The 20,464-nt window shown below is 75.0% G+C and carries 20 protein-coding genes; 11 read left to right on the top strand and 9 right to left on the bottom strand.

Annotated elements, in window-relative coordinates; all coding sequences use genetic code 11:
* Nucleotide 1 precedes the first annotated feature (1 nt).
* Entirely contained in the window at nt 2–793 is a 792-nt protein-coding gene (locus tag IG05_RS0136535) for an SDR family NAD(P)-dependent oxidoreductase (RefSeq protein ID WP_030348406.1), read from the top strand.
* Nucleotides 794–796: 3 nt separating this feature from the next.
* Here the strand turns inward: IG05_RS0136535 and IG05_RS0136530 are convergent, their stop codons facing one another.
* Nucleotides 797–2,185: a pyridoxal phosphate-dependent decarboxylase family protein gene (locus IG05_RS0136530; RefSeq protein WP_030348405.1), complete on the bottom strand. Its 1,389-nt coding sequence runs from the start codon at nt 2,183–2,185 to the stop codon at nt 797–799.
* 75 nt (nt 2,186–2,260) lie between these two features.
* Between IG05_RS0136530 and IG05_RS0136525 the strand changes: the two genes are divergently transcribed.
* From IG05_RS0136525 to IG05_RS0136515, 3 genes are all read left to right on the top strand, one after another.
* Entirely contained in the window at nt 2,261–3,649 is a 1,389-nt protein-coding gene (locus IG05_RS0136525) for a PLP-dependent aminotransferase family protein (protein WP_037815408.1), read from the top strand.
* A 163-nt stretch (nt 3,650–3,812) separates the two neighbouring features.
* Nucleotides 3,813–4,508, top strand: a complete 696-nt coding sequence (locus tag IG05_RS0136520) for a L,D-transpeptidase family protein (RefSeq protein ID WP_030348403.1) — start codon at nt 3,813–3,815, stop codon at nt 4,506–4,508.
* Between the two features lie 198 nt (nt 4,509–4,706).
* Entirely contained in the window at nt 4,707–4,892 is a 186-nt protein-coding gene (locus IG05_RS0136515; protein WP_030348402.1) for a hypothetical protein, read from the top strand.
* Nucleotides 4,893–4,971: 79 nt separating this feature from the next.
* Here the strand turns inward: IG05_RS0136515 and IG05_RS0136510 are convergent, their stop codons facing one another.
* From IG05_RS0136510 to IG05_RS0136495, 4 genes are all read right to left on the bottom strand, one after another.
* Nucleotides 4,972–6,348 carry a S1 family peptidase gene (locus tag IG05_RS0136510; RefSeq protein ID WP_030348401.1) on the bottom strand — a complete coding sequence of 459 codons (1,377 nt, stop codon included), beginning with the start codon at nt 6,346–6,348 and terminating at the stop codon, nt 4,972–4,974.
* 123 nt (nt 6,349–6,471) lie between these two features.
* Nucleotides 6,472–7,302, bottom strand: a complete 831-nt coding sequence (locus IG05_RS0136505) for an SAM-dependent methyltransferase (protein ID WP_030348400.1) — start codon at nt 7,300–7,302, stop codon at nt 6,472–6,474.
* 56 nt (nt 7,303–7,358) lie between these two features.
* On the bottom strand, nt 7,359–8,333 hold the full coding sequence (locus IG05_RS0136500) for a hypothetical protein (protein ID WP_078894752.1): 975 nt from the start codon (nt 8,331–8,333) through the stop codon (nt 7,359–7,361).
* Nucleotides 8,334–8,532: 199 nt separating this feature from the next.
* The gene (locus tag IG05_RS0136495; protein ID WP_030348398.1) at nt 8,533–9,765 is read right to left on the bottom strand and encodes an MFS transporter; all 1,233 of its coding nucleotides are present in this window, start codon (nt 9,763–9,765) and stop codon (nt 8,533–8,535) included.
* 133 nt (nt 9,766–9,898) lie between these two features.
* On the opposite strand from IG05_RS0136495, the gene IG05_RS0136490 reads away from it, so the two are divergent.
* Complete coding sequence (locus tag IG05_RS0136490) at nt 9,899–10,945, top strand: LysR family transcriptional regulator (protein WP_078894742.1); 1,047 nt, start codon at nt 9,899–9,901, stop codon at nt 10,943–10,945.
* 61 nt (nt 10,946–11,006) lie between these two features.
* Nucleotides 11,007–11,450 (top strand): NUDIX hydrolase, encoded by a 444-nt coding sequence (locus IG05_RS0136485; protein WP_030348396.1) that lies wholly within the window; start codon nt 11,007–11,009, stop codon nt 11,448–11,450.
* Between the two features lie 60 nt (nt 11,451–11,510).
* On the opposite strand, the gene IG05_RS0136480 is transcribed toward IG05_RS0136485, so the two are convergent.
* Nucleotides 11,511–12,428 carry an aminoglycoside phosphotransferase family protein gene (locus tag IG05_RS0136480; protein ID WP_030348395.1) on the bottom strand — a complete coding sequence of 306 codons (918 nt, stop codon included), beginning with the start codon at nt 12,426–12,428 and terminating at the stop codon, nt 11,511–11,513.
* 147 nt (nt 12,429–12,575) lie between these two features.
* On the opposite strand from IG05_RS0136480, the gene IG05_RS0136475 reads away from it, so the two are divergent.
* Complete coding sequence (locus tag IG05_RS0136475; protein ID WP_030348394.1) at nt 12,576–12,962, top strand: PPOX class F420-dependent oxidoreductase; 387 nt, start codon at nt 12,576–12,578, stop codon at nt 12,960–12,962.
* 21 nt (nt 12,963–12,983) lie between these two features.
* On the opposite strand, the gene IG05_RS0136470 is transcribed toward IG05_RS0136475, so the two are convergent.
* From IG05_RS0136470 to IG05_RS0136460, 3 genes are all read right to left on the bottom strand, one after another.
* The gene (locus IG05_RS0136470; protein ID WP_030348393.1) at nt 12,984–15,743 is read right to left on the bottom strand and encodes a hypothetical protein; all 2,760 of its coding nucleotides are present in this window, start codon (nt 15,741–15,743) and stop codon (nt 12,984–12,986) included.
* A 194-nt stretch (nt 15,744–15,937) separates the two neighbouring features.
* Nucleotides 15,938–16,351 carry a Zn-ribbon domain-containing OB-fold protein gene (locus tag IG05_RS0136465; RefSeq protein WP_030348392.1) on the bottom strand — a complete coding sequence of 138 codons (414 nt, stop codon included), beginning with the start codon at nt 16,349–16,351 and terminating at the stop codon, nt 15,938–15,940.
* Nucleotides 16,352–16,515: 164 nt separating this feature from the next.
* Nucleotides 16,516–17,289 (bottom strand): TetR family transcriptional regulator, encoded by a 774-nt coding sequence (locus IG05_RS0136460; RefSeq protein ID WP_030348391.1) that lies wholly within the window; start codon nt 17,287–17,289, stop codon nt 16,516–16,518.
* A gap of 239 nt (nt 17,290–17,528) precedes the next feature.
* On the opposite strand from IG05_RS0136460, the gene IG05_RS0136455 reads away from it, so the two are divergent.
* The 4 genes from IG05_RS0136455 to IG05_RS0136440 all read left to right on the top strand — a co-directional run bounded on the left by IG05_RS0136455 (nt 17,529) and on the right by IG05_RS0136440 (nt 20,453).
* On the top strand, nt 17,529–18,371 hold the full coding sequence (locus IG05_RS0136455) for a hypothetical protein (RefSeq protein WP_030348390.1): 843 nt from the start codon (nt 17,529–17,531) through the stop codon (nt 18,369–18,371).
* Between the two features lie 120 nt (nt 18,372–18,491).
* A complete protein-coding gene (locus IG05_RS42800; protein WP_030348389.1) occupies nt 18,492–18,944 on the top strand; it encodes a hypothetical protein in 453 nt (150 codons plus the stop codon).
* 174 nt (nt 18,945–19,118) lie between these two features.
* Nucleotides 19,119–19,883: a peptidoglycan-binding protein gene (locus tag IG05_RS0136445; protein ID WP_030348388.1), complete on the top strand. Its 765-nt coding sequence runs from the start codon at nt 19,119–19,121 to the stop codon at nt 19,881–19,883.
* A 57-nt stretch (nt 19,884–19,940) separates the two neighbouring features.
* Entirely contained in the window at nt 19,941–20,453 is a 513-nt protein-coding gene (locus tag IG05_RS0136440; protein ID WP_037815403.1) for a flavin reductase family protein, read from the top strand.
* The last annotated feature ends 11 nt before the right edge of the window (nt 20,454–20,464 follow it).

Genomic DNA, 20,464 nt, shown 5'->3' with positions numbered 1-20,464 from the left:
CATGACTGATCCGACTCGCTTCGCAGGACACGGAGTTCTCGTCACGGGCGGCGCCCGCGGCATCGGCGCGGCCGTCGCCCGGCGGCTCGCTCAGGAGGGCGGCCGGGTGCTGGTGGCCGACCGGGACCTGCCCGAGGCCGAGCGGACCGCCGCCGCGCTGCGCGGGCAGGGCCTGACGGCCGAGGCGGTCGCCTGCGACGTGGCCGACCGCACCGCCGTCGAGGCGGCCGTCGCCCGTGCCGTCACCGCGTTCGGCTCGCTCGACGTGCTGGTCAACAGCGCCGCCCACTGCAGCCCGGACGTCCCGCGCTACGAGGACGACCCCGACGAGGCCTGGGCCCGCGATCTCGACGTCACCCTCACCGGCGCCCACCGCTGCTGCCGCGCCGCGCTGCCGCACCTCGCCGCCTCCGGACGCGGGGCGATCGTGAGCATCGGCTCCGTCAACGGCCTGCAGGACTTCGGCAACCACGCCTACAGCGCCGCCAAGGCCGGCCTGGGCTCGCTCACCCGGACCCTCGCCGGGCACGCCGCGGCCCGGGGCGTCCGGGTCAACCTCGTGGTGCCGGGCACGGTCCGCACCTCGGCCTGGGAGGGGCGCGACGACGACCTCGACGCCGTCCGCGCCCTGTACCCGCTGGGCCGGGTCGGCGAGCCGGAGGACATCGCCGCCGCGGTCGCCTTCCTCGCCTCCCGCGACGCCGCCTGGATCACCGGGACCAGCCTCGTCGTCGACGGCGGCCTGACCGCCGTCCACACCGGCTTCCACACGGCCGTACGACGCTCCGGCTGACCGTCAGCCCGAGGCCGCCGCCAGTACCCGCAGCACCCGGTCGGTGTCGGCCTCGGTGGTGCGCCAGTTGCTGAACGCGGCACGCAGCCCGGGCACCCCGCCGTACACCGTCGGCGTCACGAACGCCTCCCCGGAGTCCGCCACCGCCCGCGCAAGCGCCGCCACCCGCTGCGGTGACGGGTCCCCGGCGAGCGTGAAGCAGACCACGTTGAGCCGGACCGGGGCGAGCAGGCGCAGGCCCGGCAGCGCGTCGACGCCCGCGCCGAGCCGGCGGGCCAGCGCCACGCTGCGCTCCACGATCTCCCGGTGCCCGGCCCGCCCGTAGGCCACCAGCGAGAACCAGGCCGGCAGGGCCCGCAGCCGGCGCGAGTTCTCCGGGGTCAGGTGCAGGAAGTCCGGTTCGCCCTCGGGTCCGCCCAGGTACGGCGAGTCGTTGTGGAACACCGCCACCTGCAGATCACGCCGCCGGGTGAACTGGACGGCCGCGTCGTAGGGGACGTTGAGCCACTTGTGCAGGTCCACGCAGACCGAGTCGGCCGCGTCCAGCCCGTCGACCAGGCCGGCGTGCTCCGGACACAGCGCGGCGAAGGCACCGAACGCTGCGTCCACGTGCAGCCAGAAGCCGTACCGCTCCTTCAGCGCCGCGATCGCCCGCAGATCGTCGAAGTCGACGGTGTTCACGGTGCCCGCGTTCGCGACGACGATCACCGGCCGGCCGGCCCGCTCGGCCAGCGCCGCCTCCAGCGCGGCGACGTCTACGGCCTCCCGGCCGCCGGGCAGCAGCGGCACCCGGTGGAGCCGGTCCCGGCCCAGGCCCAGTACCGACATCGCCTTCGTGATGCTGGAGTGCGGGCTGCCGGAGAGCACGTCGAGCGGGCCCAGCGCGGCGGTGCCGGCCCGGGAGACGTCCACGCCCAGCCGCTCGCCGGCCCACTCCCGGCCGATCGCCAGACCGACCGTGTTCGACATGGTCGCACCCGTCACGAACGCCCCGCTGTGCGCCTCGCCCAGCCCGAACAGCTCGCGCAGCCACGCCACCGTCTCCCGCTCCAGTTCCTGCGCCCAGGACCCGCCCGCCCCGGACAGGTTCTGGTCGAACGCGGACGTCAGCCAGTCCCCGGCGACGGCCGCGGGCGTCGCGCCGCCGGTGACGAAGCCGAGGTAGCGCGGCCCGGCGGAGCCGGAGAAGCCGGGCGCCCACCGCTCGGCGAACCGGGCGAGCGCGCCGTCACCGCCCGCGCCCGCGTCCGGGAGCGCGGCCCGCCCCGGCGGGGCCCCGGGTGCGGCGACCGGCCGCTCGGCCAGCCCCGCCGCCTCCCGCACGGCGAGATCGCGGGCGGCCTGCAGCAGTTCGGGGAGCCGGGAGAGATCATCGGCGAGGGTACGGTCCATGCGCCGCAGCGTAGACCGCGACGGCATCCGCCACCTGGTCCACTTCACCACAACTGGACCAGCGAAAATGGACCGGTGGACACAGGATTCGTCGCCGCCCTCGGTGACTGGCGCGCCCGCCCCGGGCCCCTCGCCCGCACCCTGGCCGCGGCGGTGCGCGACGCCGTGGTCGACGGCCGGCTCCCGGCCGGCACCCGGCTGCCCTCGGAACGGGAACTGGCCCGCACCCTGCGCCTCAGCCGCGGCACCGTGGTCACCGCGCTCGGCCTGCTGCGCGCCGACGGCTGGCTGCACACCCGGCACGGCAGCGGCAGCGCGGTACGGCTGCCCGCCCGCCTCACCGAGCGCACCACCCCCTGGTCCCTGGACCGGGGCGGCGCCCCCGACGCCGGCCTGGACCTCACCCTCGCGGTGACCGCCGCACCCCACGAGGCCTACCGCGCCGCACTCGCCCGCGCCGTCGAACGCTGCGCGCCCCTGCTCGTCGACTCCGGCGTCGCCACGGCCGGCCTGCCCCGGCTCCGCGAGCTGATCGCGGACCGCTACACCCGTGCCGGCCTCGCCACCCGCCCCGAGCAGATCCTGGTCACCGCCGGCGCCCAGGCCGCGCTCACCCTGCTCCTGGACCACCTGCACACCGACCGCAGGGCACCCGTGGTGGTGGAGAACCCCGCCTATCCCGGGGCCCTCGCCGTGCTGCGCGCCCGCCGGGCCCGCCTGCTGCCGGTCCCCGTGACGGCACCGGCCGGCTGGGACCTGGACCACTTCGCAGCCGCCGTACGCCGGCACCGCCCGCGGCTCGCCTACCTGGTCCCCGACTTCCACAACCCGACCGGCGCCCACATGGACCCCGCCGCCCGCCGGACGCTCGCCGCGCTCGCCGACCGCCACCGGCTGACCGTCCTCGCCGACGAGACCATGCGCGACCTGGACCTGAGAACACCGCCCGGCACCGAGCCCCACCTCGCCGGGGCGCGGGTCATCCAGATCGGCTCCGCGAGCAAGACCCTGTGGAGCGGCCTCAGGGTCGGCTGGATCCGGGCCACCGCGGACCTCGTACGAGACCTGCGGCTCACCCCGCTGCAGGCCCAGCTGGCACCGCCGCCCCTGGAACAGCTCATCGCCGCCGAACTGCTCGGCGCACCGCTGCCCGCCCTGCTCGCCGACCGGCGCGCCCGGCTGCGCGCCCAGCGCGACCACCTCGCCGCGCTGCTCGCCGGCACGGGATGGACGTACACCGTCCCGGCGGGCGGGCTGACCCTCTGGCTGCACCTCGGGGACGCCGGCCCGCTCGCCACCGACCTCGCGGCGAGGGCCGCCGCACGCGGCCTCGCGATCACTCCGGGACCCCGCTTCACCGCCGACCGCACCACCCTGGCCCGCCACCTGCGGCTGCCGTTCACGGCGACACCCGACACCCTGACCCGGGCGGTCGGGCTGCTACGGGAGTGCTGGACGCCCTGAGCGCCGTACGGGCCGAAGTTCACCGTTTCGTCACAGCCCGACCGGAACCACAACCCTCGGCCGCCCGGCCGGGTCTAGTAGTCGGGACCGAGGGAACCGCGCCGGTGAGGACCGGGGGAGGCCCGGGCGAACGGACGGAAAAAGGGGAAGGGGACGAGGACGCATGGGGGTCATACGCAGACGAGGCGTGGTCGCGCTGGGGGTCACGGGACTGGTGGCGCCGCTCGCGCTGGCGCTGACCGCGACGCCGGCCCAGGCCGCGAGCTGCACCACGCGGACGGGGCCGTACCAGAAGCAGGTGGAGAAGTTCCTGGGCCGGCCGGTCGACGGCAGGCAGTCCGCCGCCGACTGCAAGGCGGTCCAGGCATTCCAGACCAAGCACGGCATCATGCCGAACATCGGCTACGCCGGCCCTCTGACATGGGGCGTGATGGACCTCATGAACAAGCAGAAGGCGGTCGGGAGCAAGCCGAACAAGGACGGCAAGTGCCCGGTGAACAAGGGCCGGACCGCCTGCGTGAACCTCACGCTCCAGCTCAGCTGGATCCAGGACGGCAACCGGCTCGTCTACGGCCCGGTGCCGGTGCGCACCGGCCGTGACGGCTACGAGACCCGTACCGGCCTGAAGAAGATCTACTGGCGGGACATCGACCACCGCTCGACCATCTACGACGTGCCGATGCCCTACAGCCAGTTCTTCGACGGCGGCCAGGCCTTCCACTCGGTGGGCCTGAGCATGTGGAACCCGCCGGGTTCGCACGGCTGCGTCAACATGACCACCAAGGACGCCAAGAAGTACTGGTCGCTGCTGAGGACCGGGGACGACGTCTTCGTCTACGGCCGCAAGCCGGGCACCTGAGCCCGCACCCCGCCCTGCCGTGCCGACTCGCTCGCGAGGAGGCCCGGCGGGGCGCGGCGGGTGGCGCCTACGGGCGCGAGGTGAACGCGCGCGAAATGAACTCCCGCCTCCGGTTGACACATTGACGTGATGAGTAACACGGTCCGAAATGTCCGTATCGCGGGTACTTACTCACAGTGCCTTCACGTCGCTCGGCATATGCTTCACAGCATGTCCACCACTGTTGCAACCGCCTCCGAGCGATCGGCCGCGGAGGTCAACGAGGAGATCCGGGCCCTGTGGCGCCGGTCGGGCGGGACACTGACCACCGAGCAGCGCGCGGAGTACCAGCGCCTCGTGATGGAGTGGGCCGCCGCGGCCCCGCGGGGGCGCCGGGCGGCCTGACCGGCCCGCGCCACGCCGAACCGTCCGGGGCACCCGTGAGCACACGGGTGCCCTTCTCGTCGTACCCTCGGCCGTTCCGTCAGCCCCATGTCGCCGAGTAGTACCGCTGGTACGCCTTGCGGTCCTGCTCGGCCCGGATGAACCGGGTCGCCACCAGCGCGATCAGGCTGCCCGCGATGACCAGCAGCCCCGGCCCGATGTTCCGGGTGTCCGTCAGCCGCGCCAGCAGGGTGCTGCCCTCCGACGCGCCCGTCACCGGGGCCGAGGAGCCCGGCGAGGCCGCGCTGGGGGCCGCCGCACCCTGGTTCGCGGGCGCCGACGACGCGGGGGAGGAGGCACCGCCCGGCGCGCCGCCCGCGTTCTGCGCCGACACGATCAGCCGCACCCCGAGTGACGTCAGCGCCTTGGTCACCGGCTGGAAGAACGTCGTACCGCCCGTCGTGCAGTCGCCGTTGCCGCCCGAGGTGACGCCGAGCGCGATGCCCTCGGAGAACAGCGGGCCGCCGCTGTCGCCCGGCTCCGCGCACACCGTGGTCTCGATGAGCCCGGTCACCGTCCCCTCCGGGTAGTTGACCGTCGCGTTCAGCGCGGTGACCTGGCCGTCGTGCAGACCGCTGGTGCTGCCGCTGCGGAACACCCGCTGCCCGACCGCCGCATCGGCGGCCCCGGTGATCCGCACCCCTTTGCCGCCGCCGATCGCGACGACGTCGGCGCCCGCACCGGCCTTGCCCGCGGCGTACTGCACGAGCGAGAAGTCGCTGCCCGGGAAGGAGCTGTTCACCGTCCGGCCGAGCTGCTGATCGCCCTGGTTGTCGGCGAACCAGGTGGACCCGGCCGGCCCGCAGTGCCCGGCCGTCAGGATGAAGTCCGACCGGCCGTTGGTGACGTTGAACCCCGCCGAGCAGCGACCGCCCGTCGACAGGATCGGCTGGGCGCCGTTCAGCCGGGTGGTGAACGTGCCCTTCGTCCGCTCCATGTGCACGAACCCGCCGATCCTCGCGGCGACCCCGGTCAGCCGGGACCAGTCGCCGGCGGACACCGTGCGGTCCGCCCGTACCACGACCTGGTTGGTCCGGTAGTCCACCGCCCACGCCGTACCCGGCACCCGCGGCGCCGAACGCAGCGTGGCCGTCGCCGACTTCAGCTCGTTCATGCTGTGCGGCACCATCTTCGCGCGCACCCCGGCCCGCCGCACCGCCCGCGCCGCGGCCTCGTCGGTCACCGCGACGACCGGACGCCCGTCCGCACCGATCCAGTTGCCCGCCGTACGGGCCGTGCCGAGCCGCGCCACCAGCGCGGCACCGGGGTCGTCCGTGGCGGCGAACGGCCGGGCGGAGGCGGGCGGAGGCTCGCTCGCCATGGCCGCCTGGGCGACCATCGCGCCCCCCAGGAGGAGTCCGCCGACCGCCGCCAGCCGTGTCACTCGCCGGACGACCCGTCGTCGTGCGTGCCGCATGCATGGCTCCCGAAGCCGAACCCGAACGCGCGCTGCCCCACAGGCACCGCGGAGCCCCCGGTTCGTCGAGGGCCCGCATCTCCATACGGGCCCCGGGGCGGCGGCGTTCACCGACGGCCGGGCTCAGATCTTCCGGGCCACCCCGCCGAACATGGCGACCTCCGCCGGCTCGGCACCGGACGCGTCCTGCGGGCGCCACCGCGAGCAGGACACCACACCCGGCTCCAGCAGTTCCAGACCGTCGAAGAACCGGGCCACGTCCTCGGGCGTGCGCTGGGTGAGCTTCGGGGTGCCGTGCTCGTTCCAGAACTTCACCGCCTCGTCCACGTCCGGCATCGACGGGCTGGTGACGGTGTGCGACAGCACCAGATGGCTGCCCGCCGGCAGCCGGTCCGTCAACTGCCGCACCAGACCGTACGGGTCCTCCTCGTCGCCGATGAAGATGACCACGCCGAGCAGCATCAGCGCCACCGGCTCGCTGAAGTCCAGCGTCTGCGCGGCGTGTTCGAGGATCGCGTCGACATTGCGCAGGTCCTCGTCCAGATAGTCGGTACGGCCCTCCGGCGTACTGGTCAGCAGGGCCCGCGCGTGTGCCAGGACCAGCGGGTCGTTGTCGACGTACACGATCCGGGACTCCGGCGCGATCCGCTGCGCCACCTCGTGCGTGTTGTCGGCCGTGGGCAGCCCGGTACCGATGTCCAGGAACTGCCGGATGCCCACCTCGCCGACCAGGTGGCGCACGGCGCGGCCCAGGAAGAGCCGGTCGGCGCGCGCGTACTCCCCGATGCCCGGGTGCAGCCGGCGGATCTGGTCGCCGGCCGCGCGGTCGACCTCGTAGTTGTCCTTGCCGCCGAGCCAGTAGTTCCAGATCCGGGCGGTGTGCGGCTGGCCGGTGTTGATGCGGGCGCGCAGCGACACGGCCACGTCGTTGGTGGCTGCCGGGTTGTCGGTCACGTGGGTCAGCTCCTGGATACCTGAAGGGTGAAGAGATGCACCGTGCAAGACGCAATCTAGACGCCCGAGTTGATCTCCGCCGACCGCCCCGGGATTTCCGCCGCCGGAGCGAGCCGGGCCCAGCTGCGCGCGTCGCCCCACACCGACCGCGCGTCCACGTACGGCCGCAGGCACGCCGCCAGCTCCGGGTCACCGCCGCCGGCCAGCTCGTCGGAGGCGATCCTGCGGGCGACCCCGGCCAGGAAGTCGGCGATCTGCACCCGGGCGTCGTCCCGGGAGTCGACCAGCCGCAGCCCGCCGAGCGCGATCCCGTCCCGCCGGGCCGACTGCACGATCCGGGCGATCCGCCCCGGCGTCAGCGCGTTCTGCTGATCGTGCACCAGCAGCACCGGCCGCCCGTCCGCGCTCCAGTGGGCGGCCGTGCAGCGGATCGCCGGGAACAGCGGATTGAGCACCGGGAACAGCGGCGGTGCGGCCCGCACCCGGGTCCGGTAGGCCTCCGCCCGCGCCCGGTACGCAGCCGGCCGGCCCGCAACCCACGCGGCCCGCGTGCCCGCAGCCGCCCGCACGAGCGTGTCGACGGCCGCGAAGAACCCCTCCCCGCCCGCGTCCCCCGCCCCGCCCGGGCGCACCCGCAGCAGACGGTTCGCGGCCACCAGGAACTCCCGCCAGGCCGCGGCGCCGAAGACCTCCGGCCCCTGCCGGTACAGCGCGGCGGCGTCCACCGGGTCCGCGGACAACAGCCCGACGACCCGGTCCACGAGGAGGAACGCCTTCTCGGTCAGGTGCACATGGGCCCGCCCGTGGATGGGGCCGCCCTCGGCCAGCAGCCACAGCAGCACCGCCCGGTGCTTCTCGCGCAGCAGGTGGCCCGCCTTGTACTCCGCGGCGGGCGAACGGATCCGGCGCCGGATCTCCCCGACGCACTCCGCGGCCGCGTCCACCGGCAGGGCCACGCTCGCGTGCGCGAACACCTCGGTGTTCCCGCCGGCCAGGTTCTCCCCGTCCGACCCCGACTCGTCGCAGGCCACCTCCCGCGAGCGGCCCTCCGCCACCGCCTCCCACGCTTCGTGCGCCGCGCCGGCCCCGTCTCCGCCCACACCACAGCCCTTCGTCCCGAGCCCCACGACCAGCATGCCGCACGGCGCCGGCCGACGGCAGCGCGCAGCTGCCCCGCGGCCCACACCACCGCGGAAGACCGGGACGGTCCGGCCAGGCCGGTCAGGCCGGTCAGGCACGGCTGGGTGCCGGCTCCGCGGCGGAGGTGCGGCGGGGCAGCAGGAGCGGGGTGGCCAGCAGGAGCACGCCGGCCAGGCCGATGGCGGTGCGCGGGCCGAGCACGCTGCCCAGCACCCCCCACAGGGCCGTCAGGAGCGCGGTCGAGGCCCTGGTCGTCACCTGCCAGGCGGAGAGCGTGCGGGTGACCCGGTCGGCCGGGGTGCGTCGCAGGCGGTAGGTGGCGTAGACGGGGTTGAAGACCCCGCAGCAGAAGATCAGCCCCAGCTCGACGCCCATCACCAGCAGCAGCCCTCCGGTGCCCGGCCCCAGGAACGCCAGCCCCACGGGCCAGAGCGCGCGCAGCGCCCCGGCCGCGAGCAGGACCTCGTGCTGCCCGAACCGGGTGACCAGCGGCCGGGCCAGCCGGGAACCGAGCAGCCCGCCGATCGAGGGCGCGGCGAAGGCGAGGCCGTACTGCCACGGTGCGAAGTGCAGCCGCCCGAGCATGAGCACGGCCAGCAGCGGCTCGGCGGCCATCACCAGGCCGTTGAACAGGGCGGTGTTGAGGAACAGCGGACGCAGCGTCGGGTCGGCGAGGATGTACCGCCAGCCGTCGAGCAGGTCCCCGGCCCGCATCCGCGCCGCCTGCCGGCGCTCCGGCGGGGGCTCCTGGCCGCCCGTCGCACGGATGCCCAGGGCCGAGAGCAGGTAGCTGACCGCGTCGGCCACCACTGTCACCACCGGGCCGAGCAGCCCGGTCGCGGCACCGCCCAGCGGGGGTCCGAGGATCGTGGTCGACCAGGCCGTGGACTCGAACCGGGCGTTGGCGACGAGCAGGTCCCCGGCCGGCAGCAGCGTCTTCAGGTACGCGCCGGAGGCGGCGCGGAAGGTGATGTCGGCCGCCGCGACGACGACCGAGACCAGCAGGAGCTGGAGGAAGGTGAGCGCGCCGAGCGTGAACGCGGCGGGGATCGTCAGCAGCGCCGCGCACCGCACCAGGTCCGTCGCGATCAGCACCGGCCGCTTGCGGCGGAACTCCACCCACGGGCCGAGCGGCACGGCCACGGCCGCGCCCACCGCGGTCCCCACCGCGGAGAGCGCGGCGACCTCCGCCGGACCGGCGTGCAGCACCCGGAGGGCGATGAGCGGGAAGGCGCCGAAGGCGAGCCACGTGCCGAGCGCGCTGGTCCCGTAGGACGCCCACAGCCACCCGAACCGCCGTCCCAGCCGGTGCCCGCTCCGCATGCCCGCCGCCCCCGTCCCTCGACCCGTACAACCGATCCGCGACCGGAACCATCCAAGCGAGCACGGCACCGGGAGATCAAACAACCGCGGAGCCGCCAGGCACAACCGATCGTTGTGGCCGTAGGCTGCCGGCATGGACCTCGACGCCGTCCGTACCTTCGTCGCCGCCGCGGACGCGGGCCGGTTCCAGGAGGCCGCCGCCGAGCTGGCGATCACCCAGCAGGCCGTCTCCAAACGCATCGCCGCGCTGGAGCGCCACCTCGGGGTGCGCCTGTTCACCCGCACGCCGCGCGGCGCCCGGCTGACCATCGACGGGCAGGCGTTCCTGCCCCACGCGCGCGAGCTGCTGCGCATCGGCGAACGCGCGGTCGCCTCCGTGCGCACCGGCCGCCGTCCGCTGCGCGTCGACGTGATCGCCTCGCGCGGCGCGGGCTCGGGCCTGATGCGCGGCTTCCACCGCGCGCACCCCGGGATCGATCTCGACGTGCTGTGGCTGTTCGACATCGAGACGGCCCTCGCCGCGATCCGCTCCGGTGAGATCGACGCCTCCTTCCGCGCCGTCGCCGCACCCGGCCACCCCCTTCCGGAGGACATCGAGTCCGTCCGGGTGCTCGACGAACCGCTCCAGCTCCTGACCGGCCCCGCCCACGCGCTGGCGGGCGCCAGGTCCGTGCCCCTCGCCGAGCTCGCCGGGCACCGGATCTGGATGCCCGGCGTCGTCCCCGGTACCGAGTGGGCCGCCTACTACGACGACCTCGTCGCCGAGTTCGGCCTCACCATCGAGGCGACCGGCCCCAACTTCGGCTCCGACGCGCTCCTCGACACCGTCGCCGACACCCCGGCCCTGGCCACGTTCATGGGCGCACAGACGCGTCTCGTGTGGCCCGCCGGCCACGGCCTGCGCCGCATCCCGGTGACCGACCCGACGCCCGTCTACCCGCACTCGCTCCTCTGGCACCGCGACAACGCCCACCCGGCGCTGGCCGCCCTGCGCGCCCACCTCGCCACGACCACAACCGGCCTCGACGCCGCCGGCACCTGGACACCGGGCTGGGTGCTCCCACGCCCGGCGGAGCCCGAACAGGTCGCCCGACGTGCGGATCTGACGCTGCCGAGGGACACCGGAGCCAGGGGCAGCGACCGGCGCGGCTCCGGCGCGCCCCCGGCCGGGAGCCGATGAGGGGGACCCGTACGAGCTCGCCGTCCGTCGTGATCCCGCCGGAGACCGACACCATGGGGACATGAGCGGACAGCCGGCAGCACCCGTCATCGACACCCACGTCATCGTCCGCGACGACGACCTGATCCTGCTGTCCCGGCGGGGCAGCCCGTACGGCTACGGCCGGTGGCACATGCCGTCCGGGAAGCTCGACCGGGGCGAGCCGCTGCACGCCGGCGCCGCCCGCGAGCTGTTCGAGGAGACCGGGATCACCGTCGCCCCGCACGATCTCCGGCTCGTCCAGGTCGTCCACCACCGCCAGGAGACCGAAGGGGAGCGGATCGGCTTCTTCTTCGAAGCCCTCGCCTGGGAGGGCGAGCCCGTCAACAAGGAACCCGGCAAGTGCCTGGCGCTCACCTGGTTCCCCGTGCACGGCCTCCCCGACGACATCATCGAGTACCCCAGGGCCGGCCTGCTCGGCTACCTCGACGGCACCGGTCCGCTGACGATGCACAACTGGCCGTAGCACCGGACGCGGTGGCCGGCGTACGGATGCGTCGACCGCCGCCCCTCCCGGACCCGCTGCTCACGGGCGGACGGTTGCGGTGAGGCGGCGCAGTGCCGCGTGCGCGGGCGGGCCCCACGTGGGCTTGCCCCCGGGCCGGCCGTGGACGCCGGCGTGCCCGATGTGGAGGCAGGAGAGGGCGCGCAGCACTGCCCAGCCGCGGGCGCGGCGCAGCGTCGCGGCGTCCGGGCCCGGCCGGTACGTCGCGTGGAATCGGTCGATGGCGCCGTCCGGCAGCAGGATCCAGGCGGCGGCGAGGTCGAAGGCCGGATCGCCGGCGAACAGGTCGCCGAAGTCGATCACGCCGGAGAAGGTGCCGTCCGTGGTCAGGATGTTGGCCGGATGCAGGTCGCCGTGCAGCCACAGTGCCGGACCTGCCCAGTCCGGCGCGGCGGCGGCGTCCTCCCAGACCGCGCGGACGGCGTCCGGGTCGCGCACCAGCCCCAGTTCGGTGGCCGAGGCCAGCCCGTGGGCGAAGTCTCCGGCGGTGCCGGCCAGCGGGCCACCCCGGTCCCGGCCTTCGGGCGCCCCGTCGGGGGCGGGGCGGTGCAGGGCGGTCAGGAAGGCGGCCAGGGCGACGGCCGCCTCCGCGGCGCGCGTGGCGGGGGCGCGGTCGGCGGGTTCGCCCGGGACCCAGGTGGTGACGAGCCAGGGCCGGGGAAACCGTCCGGAGGGCTCACCGAGCCGCTGCGGGACGGGTACCCGGAGCGGGAGGTGCGGGGCGAGGCGCGGCAGCCAGGCGTGCTCCTTGCGCAGCAGCGCGTCCGCGGACCGCGTCGCCCAGGGCAACCGGACGGCGAGGTCGTCGCCGAGCCGCCACACCTGGTTGTCCCAGCCGAGCGCTCCGAGCTCCAGGGGCCGGTCCGCCAGGTCGGGGTGCTGCTCGCGCAGCAGTTCCCGGACCAGGTCCTCGGTGATGTCGATCCCGGTGGCCGTCATGCGAGGCAACGGTAGCCGGGCGACGGCCTGCCGGGGCAGCCGCCCGCGCCGCGCGCCGGGGCGGGCGGCTGCCCACCGCTCGCCGGCGTCGCGCTCGGCGCCGGTCCGGCCCTCCTCCCGCGGCGCGTCGCCTCCTAGACTGCGGGTATGGACGACACGCGGCTCGACCGGCTCGGTTCCGGCAAGTACCTGCTGGTGACCAGCTTCCGCAAGAACGGCACCCCCGTCGCCACCCCGGTGTGGGTGGTCCGGGACGGCGGCGCCCTCGGGGTGTGGACGGTCGCCGGCAGTTGGAAGGTCAAGCGGATCCGGCGCCGTCCCGACGTCCTCGTCGGCCCCTGCGACGTGCGCGGCAACCCCACCGGCGACCAGAAGCCGGCCACCGCCGAGATCGCCGACGCGGCCACCACCGCCCGCTACCGCAAGCTGATCGCCCGCAAGTACGGCGTCCTCGGCCGCCTGACCCTGTTCGGCAGCCGCCTGCGACGGGGCCTGGACGGCACGGTCGGGATCCGGGTGACCCTCGGGGAGTGAGGGCCACCCGGGCAGGGCGTCCTACGACGCGTTCCGCACCGAACCCTTCAGCTCCAGGCCGCCGGTCCGCGGCTCACCGGTGCCCGGGTCGGCCTGCCGGAACCGCACCGACTCCGTGGACTCCCGCACCCCGTCCTTCACCGTCGGCAGGGTGATGTCCGCGCTGGTACGCCCCGCGGGGATGTCCGCCCACAGGTAGAGCCCGTTCACCTTGGACAGCGGACGCTCCGGGTCGGGCTTCTCCCCGCTCATCTCCCGCAGCCAGTTCGCCGGGACGTCCTTGGTGGACACCTCGGGCGAGGTGGCCGGCGCGACCGCGAACAGCGCGCCCATGTCCACGTCGACCGCCTCGGACAGCGACACCCGCCATGTCAGCGACTTGCCCTCGGTCACCTCGCCGGCGACGGGCGTGACGGTCATCGTGGGCGCCGGATCGTCGTCGTGGACGGTGATCCCGCCCCGGTAGGAACCGACGACCGCACCGCGGACCGCCTTGACCAGCACGTCGTACGACACGTCGGTGCCGTACCGGGTGTTGCCCTTCACCCGGACCGGTACGTCGATGTCCTGACCGCCCGGCCGCACCGTCACCAGCCGGTCGGTGGCCTTGCCGCCGGCCGGGTCGACGACGTACACCCGGACCTGACCACTGCCGCCCCGGCCCGTCACCCGTGCCGGGACCCGGTAGGTGCGCACACCCGAGTCACCCTCCTGCACGGTCGTCCGGCCGAGGTCGACCCGCGGCAGCGCCTCGGTCCGCACCGCCGGCGTCCCCGGCCGCCAGCCCCACGCGTCCATGAGCCAGGCCCGCCCCGACGGCGAACGCGGCGTCAGTTCGAGCGACTTGACCGAGCCCAGGTCCGGTCCGGAGCGGCCGGCCGCCGGCAACGGCACCCGGATCTCCCGCGCCCAGTAGGACGCGGTCCGCTCGCTGCCGGGCAGCCCGTCCAGCGTGACCCGGCCGAGCTCGGCCTTCTTGCCGGCGGTGTCGGTGAGGGACACGTCCAGCTGCGTGCCCCTGGAGTTCGGCGGCACGAACAGCCGCAGCGCGAGGGCCTTGGCGCCGGACAGCGACACCGGCTTGCGCACGGTCACCCGGGCCGGGGCGCCGGTGCGCGTCCAGTGCAGCGCGATCGCGTGCCGGCCCGCCTCCGGGCCGACCTCCCACTGCGCGAAGTGCGGCGAGGCCCCCTTGGCGCCCTGCCCCAGACAGGCCTTGGCCGGGCTCGGGTCCACCGCGGCGCACAGCGTGCCGCCGCTCACCGACACCCCGCCGTCGGGCAGGAAGCCGCCGGAGCGGCGGGCACCCACCGCGTGGGTGAGGACCCGCGCCGGGTCCGCGGACGGCGCCCGCTTCCCGGAGCCGTCCAGCAGCGGCCGTACCCGGTCGTCCCCGGCGAGGAACAGGCGTGCCGCCGCGGCGATGTACGTCGAGCCGGCCCGGTGCTGCCGGTCGGCGGTCAGCCGGGTCGCCGCCCGCTTGCCGCACACCTTGTCCGGGTGCTGCGGATCGTCGTAGAAGTCGTCCTCGGCGGGAGCCGCGGCCTGGCCGGGCGTCCACTCCGAGTTGAAGAAGTTGTGGTCGGCGCCGATCACGTACACCGCGCTGTGCAGCGCGGCACCGGCGCCGACCCCGCGCGTGCCGTCGACGTACACCTCGCCCTGGAGGTCGGAGACGTCACCGTCGCAGCCCGGCAGGATGGTCACCGAGGGCACGTCGGGCACCGGGTTCTGGCCGAAGACGGTCGGGCCGATCAGGACGGTGCCCCGGATGGTCCAGCGCACCGGCCCGTGGTAGCCGTCCTGGTCGGCGGGCGGCGGGGCGAGGCTGTCCAGCACGGCCCGGTTGACACCCTCGCCGCCCCGGGAGTGCCCGACCAGCAGCACCCGCGACAGGTCGGCGCGGGGCGCCTCACGGACCACCTTCGGTGCGGTGCCGGGGTGTTCGGCCCAGTCGGCCCAGCGGGCCAGGTGCAGCCGCACCAGCGACGAACGGGCCTGCGCGCCGCCGTCCTCCGCCGCGAAGTCCTGCCCGTTGATCCCGTTGGCCGAGATCGACACGGTCACATAGCCCTGGGAGGCGAGCAGTCGCTGGTCCCGCAGGTAGCCGCGGTGGCTCGGCACCGGCTTGGTACCGGCCGGGCAGGGCCAGGTACCGCTGCTTTCGTCATGACCCTTGTAGCACGTGTAGTGGCGGCCGTGCAGGAACAGGGCCAGCGGCCGCTTGCCGGTGGCGCCGACCGGGGCGACGACCACCGCGCGCATCTCCACCGGCTTGGCGAAGCCCGGCAGCCGCACGGACTTCAGCCCGTACTCGCCGGTCCTGGTGCGGTACGCGCCGGGCTTGCCCGGGTCCACGCCGTTCGCCGGCAGCGGGGCCGGCAACCGGGGCGCCGACGCGGTGGCGGCCGGCTCCCGGACGTCCAACCGCCGTCCGCCGGACCAGACTTGCAGCCCCCGCAGCCCGGTCGCCCGCCGTCCGTCCAGCGGGAGCCGGAAGGTGTGCCCGTCGGCGGCCGGCCGCGGCACGCCCAACAGCCTCTCCCCGGCGCGGAATTCGACTCGCGCGTCCCCCATCGGCACCGGCCCCCGCGAGCGCCACACCAGCTGTGGTGCCGAGCCGCCGCCGGTCAGCCGCCATCCCGGCGGCAACGGCGTGTCCCCTGTCGACACGCCTGGTGTCGCGGGCGGTCGGGAGTGGGCGAGAGCCACTCCCGGGGATGCCCCCGCCACCGCGAGCAACGCGGCGGCGGTCACCCATATGCGCCGGGCACGGACCACAGTTCCTCCTCGAACCCCGACCACGGACGTCCCGGCCCTCCCGGGCGTCCCTCGCCCCGGGAGGATGAAAAGGGGAGGCTGTGGGTTGCCTGTGGAGGAGAGGTGGTCGATCACATCGGGGAACGAGCGGGGCGCCGTTCAACAGGGCCCGACGGCAACCGGGTTGGTCCCGGGTGCGGCGCGGGGTACGGCGGTCAGGTCCAGGCCCGGTACGGCTCGTCCAGCAGCTGGAAGACCGGCTCGCCGCGCACCGGGTCCTTGGCGGTGGACAGCCGGACCCGGTCGCCGCTGTGGATCCCGACCGGCGGGCCCATGACCCGGCCCCGGACGACGAACCCCTCGGCCATCTCCACCAGCGACACATTGCGCGCCGCGGGCGTGTTGCGGTGCACCACGGTGGAGTGGCGGACCGTGCCGACGCCCTCGCTGCGCTCGGTGCGCAGCTCGCTGCCCTGGCAGACCGGACAGAGCAGCCGGTGGTACATCGCGGTGCCGCACCAGGTGCAGCGCTGGAAGAGGATGGCGTCCTTGGAGTCCGCGGCGGGATCGAGAACACCCGCAGCGGAACCGGCCGCCGGATGCGAGGTGCTTGCTGAGTGGTGGTACACGCTGGTCAACTCCCTGCGCTCGGCCGGATCCCGCGTACCCGGCGCAGACCGGGCACACATGTGCGCGGTTGCCGTGCCACCGCGCACGCCGTCAGGTTATGGCACTGAGTGTCACTCGTAAAGGCACTCCGTACCCCGAATTTGCGCCAGGGAGGGTTCGCGGATCAGCCGCGGCCGAGCGCCGTCTCCAGTTCCTGCACCAGCCGCCACAACGGGGCGTCCCGGCGGGCGACCAGCACCACCACGTCGTCGGGCCGCGCCGGTCCCGCCCCGGCGCCGGCGGGGCCGAGCCAGGCGGCGGCCGTCGCGGTGGCCGGCGGCGAGGGGGCCGCCTGGGTGGCGGCCGTCCGGCCGAACGTCCGCTGCACGTGTCCCAGTGCGTGGTCCACGGCCGCGCCCGGGTCGTCCTCGCCGTCCGAGCGCAGCCAGGAGCGCAGCGCGTTGTTGTGCGCGGCGACGACCGCGGCCGCGATGACGTCGGCGTTCAGGATCCCGTCGGGCCGCCCCGCGAACCGCGCGCGCAGGTACTCGGCGAGCGCCCGCTCGTAGCGCCACACCACCGACAGCTCGTAGGCCCGCAGGCCCGGCACCTGCCGGGTGAGCTGGTAGCGCTGCACGGAGAAGGTCGGGTTCTCGGCGTACATCCCGAACACCAGCCGGGCCGCGTCGCAGACCCGCCGCACCGGATCGTGCTCCGGGCCGCCCGCCGCCAGGAACGCGGTCATGTCGGCCAGGCAGCGCTCGTGGTCGGGGAAGACCACGTCCTCCTTGGAGGGGAAGTACCGGAAGAACGAACGCCGGCCGACCCCGGCCAGGGTCACGATGTCGTCCACCGTGGTCTGCTCGTAGCCGTGTTCCAGGAAGAGCCGGAAGGCCGCCCCCACCAGGGCGTCCCGGATCGGCGGCTTCGCGGCCGGCGCCGCGCTGCTGGAGCTCATGGACGGGAACGTAGCATCCGGGCCCTGGATTCGTGGCACTCAGTGCAGCGGGAGTGCTCCTTCGGGGGAACTGAGTGCTGCCGTGGGCGGGTCGACGGGGTGGCCGGCGAGTGGGTCGACGGGGGTGGCCGAAAACCGCCGCACCCCCCGGCGTAACCTTTCTCCGCCGTCGGCAACGACGACTCGCAGCGCCTTTCCCTCACTCCCGCCTGACACCCGCGCCGTCCCGAGGAGCCCCCATGCCGGCCGCCCGTCCCCGCCTGCTCTACGTCACGGACCTGGCGTACCAGGCCCGCGGGCGCCGCTACTGCGACGAGGACATCCACCTCGCCTCGCGGCTGCGCGACCACTTCGACCTGGCCCTGTGCCATCCGCTGGACGCGGCGGCGCTGATGGACGGCTTCGACGCCGTCGTCGTGCGCAACAGCGGTCCCGTCCTCGGCTACCAGCGGGAGTACGACGCCTTCCGCGCCCGCGCGCTCGGCACCGGCACCCGGGTGTACAACCCGCTCACCGGGAAGGCGGACATGGCCGGCAAGCAGTACCTGCTCGACCTGACGGCCGCCGGCTACCCGGTGATACCGACCGTCGACCGCGCCGAGGACGCGGACCGACTGCCGTCCGCCGAGCAGTACGTGGTCAAGCCGAAGCTGGGCGCCGACTCCCTCGGCCTGCGCGTCGTCCCGGCCGGCCGGCTCGCCGGACTCACCGCCGGGGACGTCCTGATCCAGCCCCGCGTCGACTTCGCCTACGAGGTGTCCTTCTACTTCGTCGACGACGACTTCCAGTACGCCCTGTACGCCCCCGACCCCGGGCGGCGCTGGGAGCTGGAGCCCTACGCGGCCACCGCCGCCGACCTGGAGTTCGCCCGCCGGTTCATCGACTGGAACGACCTCGGGCACGGCATCCAGCGCGTCGACGCCTGCCGCACCCCGGACGGCGGTCTGCTCCTGGTGGAGCTGGAGGACCTCAACCCCTACCTGTCCCTGGAGGCCCTCCCGGAGGAGGCCAGGGACGCCTTCGTCACCGCGTTCACGGCGTCCCTGAGCCGCTTCGTACAGGGGGCGCTCAGCCCCGCCTGACAGGAACACCCCGGGGTCAGCGCGCCGGCCGTCGGTTCGGCGGTGTGCCGAAACCGTGGCCGAGCGGCGCTCCCGCCCGCCCCGGAGCGCTGTCGGCGGTCGCCGGTCCTGTCCGGCCACATGAAGGTCGAATCCCTTGTCGGGGCCCGGGAGATCGGCGTCCCCGGCCCGGGCGGCGCCGGGCGCACCGCGGGGCGGCCCTTCGTCGCCCCGGAGCTGGACGGCTGGCGCCCGGTCTTCGGTCCGTTCGACCTGCTCGTCGGCGACTCCTGGGACGGCATGACCGAGACGGTCGAGCGGGTCAGCGACCACTGCGGCCGGGCCCAGTTCTTCTTCCTGGACGACGCCGGCGGCTCCGACGTGTGGATCGTCGCCGAGAACGGCCGGGTGATCCGCCGCTACGCCGCCGACAGCGACCCCGAACGGGAGGGCGAGCCGCTGCCCTGGGAGACCGCGAGGCCCCGCCGAAGGCGGGCACCGTGGGCGCCCGGTCCGCCCGCGGATACCTCTCGCTCGACCCCGGCGAGGTCGGCCCGGACACCGTCGTGCGCGGCCACGGCCGGCTGGCCGTGACCGCACCGGGTGTCGGCCACGGCGCGTTCCCCGGGACCCTCCCCGTCCGACCGGCGCTGCTGCGAGCGCGGGCGGCCCGGTGCGCGGGAGGTGTCTGAACGGGGCCGCGGTGGGCGCCGTATCTGAGCGTGGGGGTGTGACAGCCCCGTATCCGCGGGACGGAAGGAGAGCCAGGTGCCGACACCGCCCGACCCCGAACAGCCGCCGCCCGGACGGGTGCTGGAGCCCGTCCGGGTCCTGCGGACCCGCCGTTTCGACGCCCTCGCGGAGCTGATGCGCGAGTTCCGGCCCGACCCGGTGACGTACCGGCCCGTCGGCGCGGCACCGCGGCCGCGGACGGCGCACTCCGCCGAGGCCGACACCCAGGAGATCCCGCCCGTCCCCACGCCCCGGCCGGCCGGTGCCCGTCCCGCGACCGCCCCGGGACGGCCGCCGGCCAAGGGCGCTCCCGGTTCCGGCTCCGGACGGCGCCGGGCCGCCGTCGCCGTGGCGGTGGCCGCCGCGGCTCTCGTGGGCTTCGGCTGCGCCCTGCTGCTCCCCGGCCGCCAGCAGGCCGCCACCGCCGCCCCGCCCCCGCCGGCCACGACCGCCCCGCCGGCCACGACCGCCCCGCCCGCCAGCGCCTCAGCCCCGCCGGCCCCGAGCGCCCCGGCCGACGTCGCCCCCGCCGCGCCCACCGGCGCGAGCGACCCGGACGGCCCCGGCACGCTCCGGCAGGGCGACACCGGCCCCGAGGTCGCCGACCTCCAGCGGCGTCTGCTGCGCATCCCGGACGTCTACCGTGACGGCTCCGCCGGCGGCACCTACGACGTCACGCTCACCGAGGCCGTGGCCCGCTTCCAGCTCTGGTACGGCATCAGCGGTGACGAGAGGGGTGTCTACGGGGACGACACGCGGCGCGCGCTGGAGTCCCGCACCGGCTCGGGGGACGATGCATGAGCGCACGCGGCGCGAGCATGCGTAACCCAACGGCGGCGGCGGACGGGAGCGGACGGCATGGCGGACGAGAGCGGCACGCGGGGCGGCGCCGGGCGGTTGAGCGGCTTCTTCGACCGGCTGGATCCGGACATGTGCGTGGTGACCGCCGCGGCGGGCGGCGAGCGCGCTGGCTGTCTGGTCGGCTTCGCCTCGCAGTGCTCCATGGAGCCGCTCCGGTTCGCCGTCTGGCTGTCCAAGGTCAACCGCACCTACCGGGCCGCCCGGGCCGCCCAGTTCCTCGCCGTCCACCTGCTCACCCGGGACCAGCGGGAGCTGGCGGAACTCCTCGGCGGGGAGACGGGCGACGAGACCGACAAGTTCGCCCGGCTGCACTGGCGGGAGGGACACGGCGGCAGCGCCGTCCTGACGGACACGGCGGCCTGGTTCGTCGGCGCCGTCCTGCACCGCATCGACGGCGGCGACCACGTCGGCTTCGTGCTCGACCCGGTCGAGTGGGGCGAGGGCCGGGACGGGCCGCTGCTGCGGCTCTCCGACGCCGCAGGCATCGAGGCCGGCCACCCCGTGGACTGAGCACGCCCGGT

The organism is Streptomyces sp. NRRL S-1022, assembly GCF_000720135.1.
In the GTDB taxonomy this organism is placed as follows: domain Bacteria; phylum Actinomycetota; class Actinomycetes; order Streptomycetales; family Streptomycetaceae; genus Streptomyces.
Note: the sequence above shows the minus strand (reverse complement) of the source record. Positions and strands in the feature narration are given on the sequence as shown.

Coding starts and splice junctions, on each gene's coding strand:
- IG05_RS0136535 (WP_030348406.1), top strand. CDS start 2: ATGACTGATCCGACTCGCTTCGCAGGACACGGAGTTCTCGTCACGGGC.
- IG05_RS0136530 (WP_030348405.1), bottom strand. CDS start 2,185: ATGGACCGTACCCTCGCCGATGATCTCTCCCGGCTCCCCGAACTGCTG.
- IG05_RS0136520 (WP_030348403.1), top strand. CDS start 3,813: ATGGGGGTCATACGCAGACGAGGCGTGGTCGCGCTGGGGGTCACGGGA.
- IG05_RS0136515 (WP_030348402.1), top strand. CDS start 4,707: ATGCTTCACAGCATGTCCACCACTGTTGCAACCGCCTCCGAGCGATCG.
- IG05_RS0136510 (WP_030348401.1), bottom strand. CDS start 6,348: ATGCGGCACGCACGACGACGGGTCGTCCGGCGAGTGACACGGCTGGCG.
- IG05_RS0136495 (WP_030348398.1), bottom strand. CDS start 9,765: ATGCGGAGCGGGCACCGGCTGGGACGGCGGTTCGGGTGGCTGTGGGCG.
- IG05_RS0136490 (WP_078894742.1), top strand. CDS start 9,899: ATGGACCTCGACGCCGTCCGTACCTTCGTCGCCGCCGCGGACGCGGGC.
- IG05_RS0136485 (WP_030348396.1), top strand. CDS start 11,007: ATGAGCGGACAGCCGGCAGCACCCGTCATCGACACCCACGTCATCGTC.
- IG05_RS0136480 (WP_030348395.1), bottom strand. CDS start 12,428: ATGACGGCCACCGGGATCGACATCACCGAGGACCTGGTCCGGGAACTG.
- IG05_RS0136475 (WP_030348394.1), top strand. CDS start 12,576: ATGGACGACACGCGGCTCGACCGGCTCGGTTCCGGCAAGTACCTGCTG.
- IG05_RS0136460 (WP_030348391.1), bottom strand. CDS start 17,289: ATGAGCTCCAGCAGCGCGGCGCCGGCCGCGAAGCCGCCGATCCGGGAC.
- IG05_RS0136455 (WP_030348390.1), top strand. CDS start 17,529: ATGCCGGCCGCCCGTCCCCGCCTGCTCTACGTCACGGACCTGGCGTAC.
- IG05_RS42800 (WP_030348389.1), top strand. CDS start 18,492: ATGAAGGTCGAATCCCTTGTCGGGGCCCGGGAGATCGGCGTCCCCGGC.
- IG05_RS0136440 (WP_037815403.1), top strand. CDS start 19,941: ATGGCGGACGAGAGCGGCACGCGGGGCGGCGCCGGGCGGTTGAGCGGC.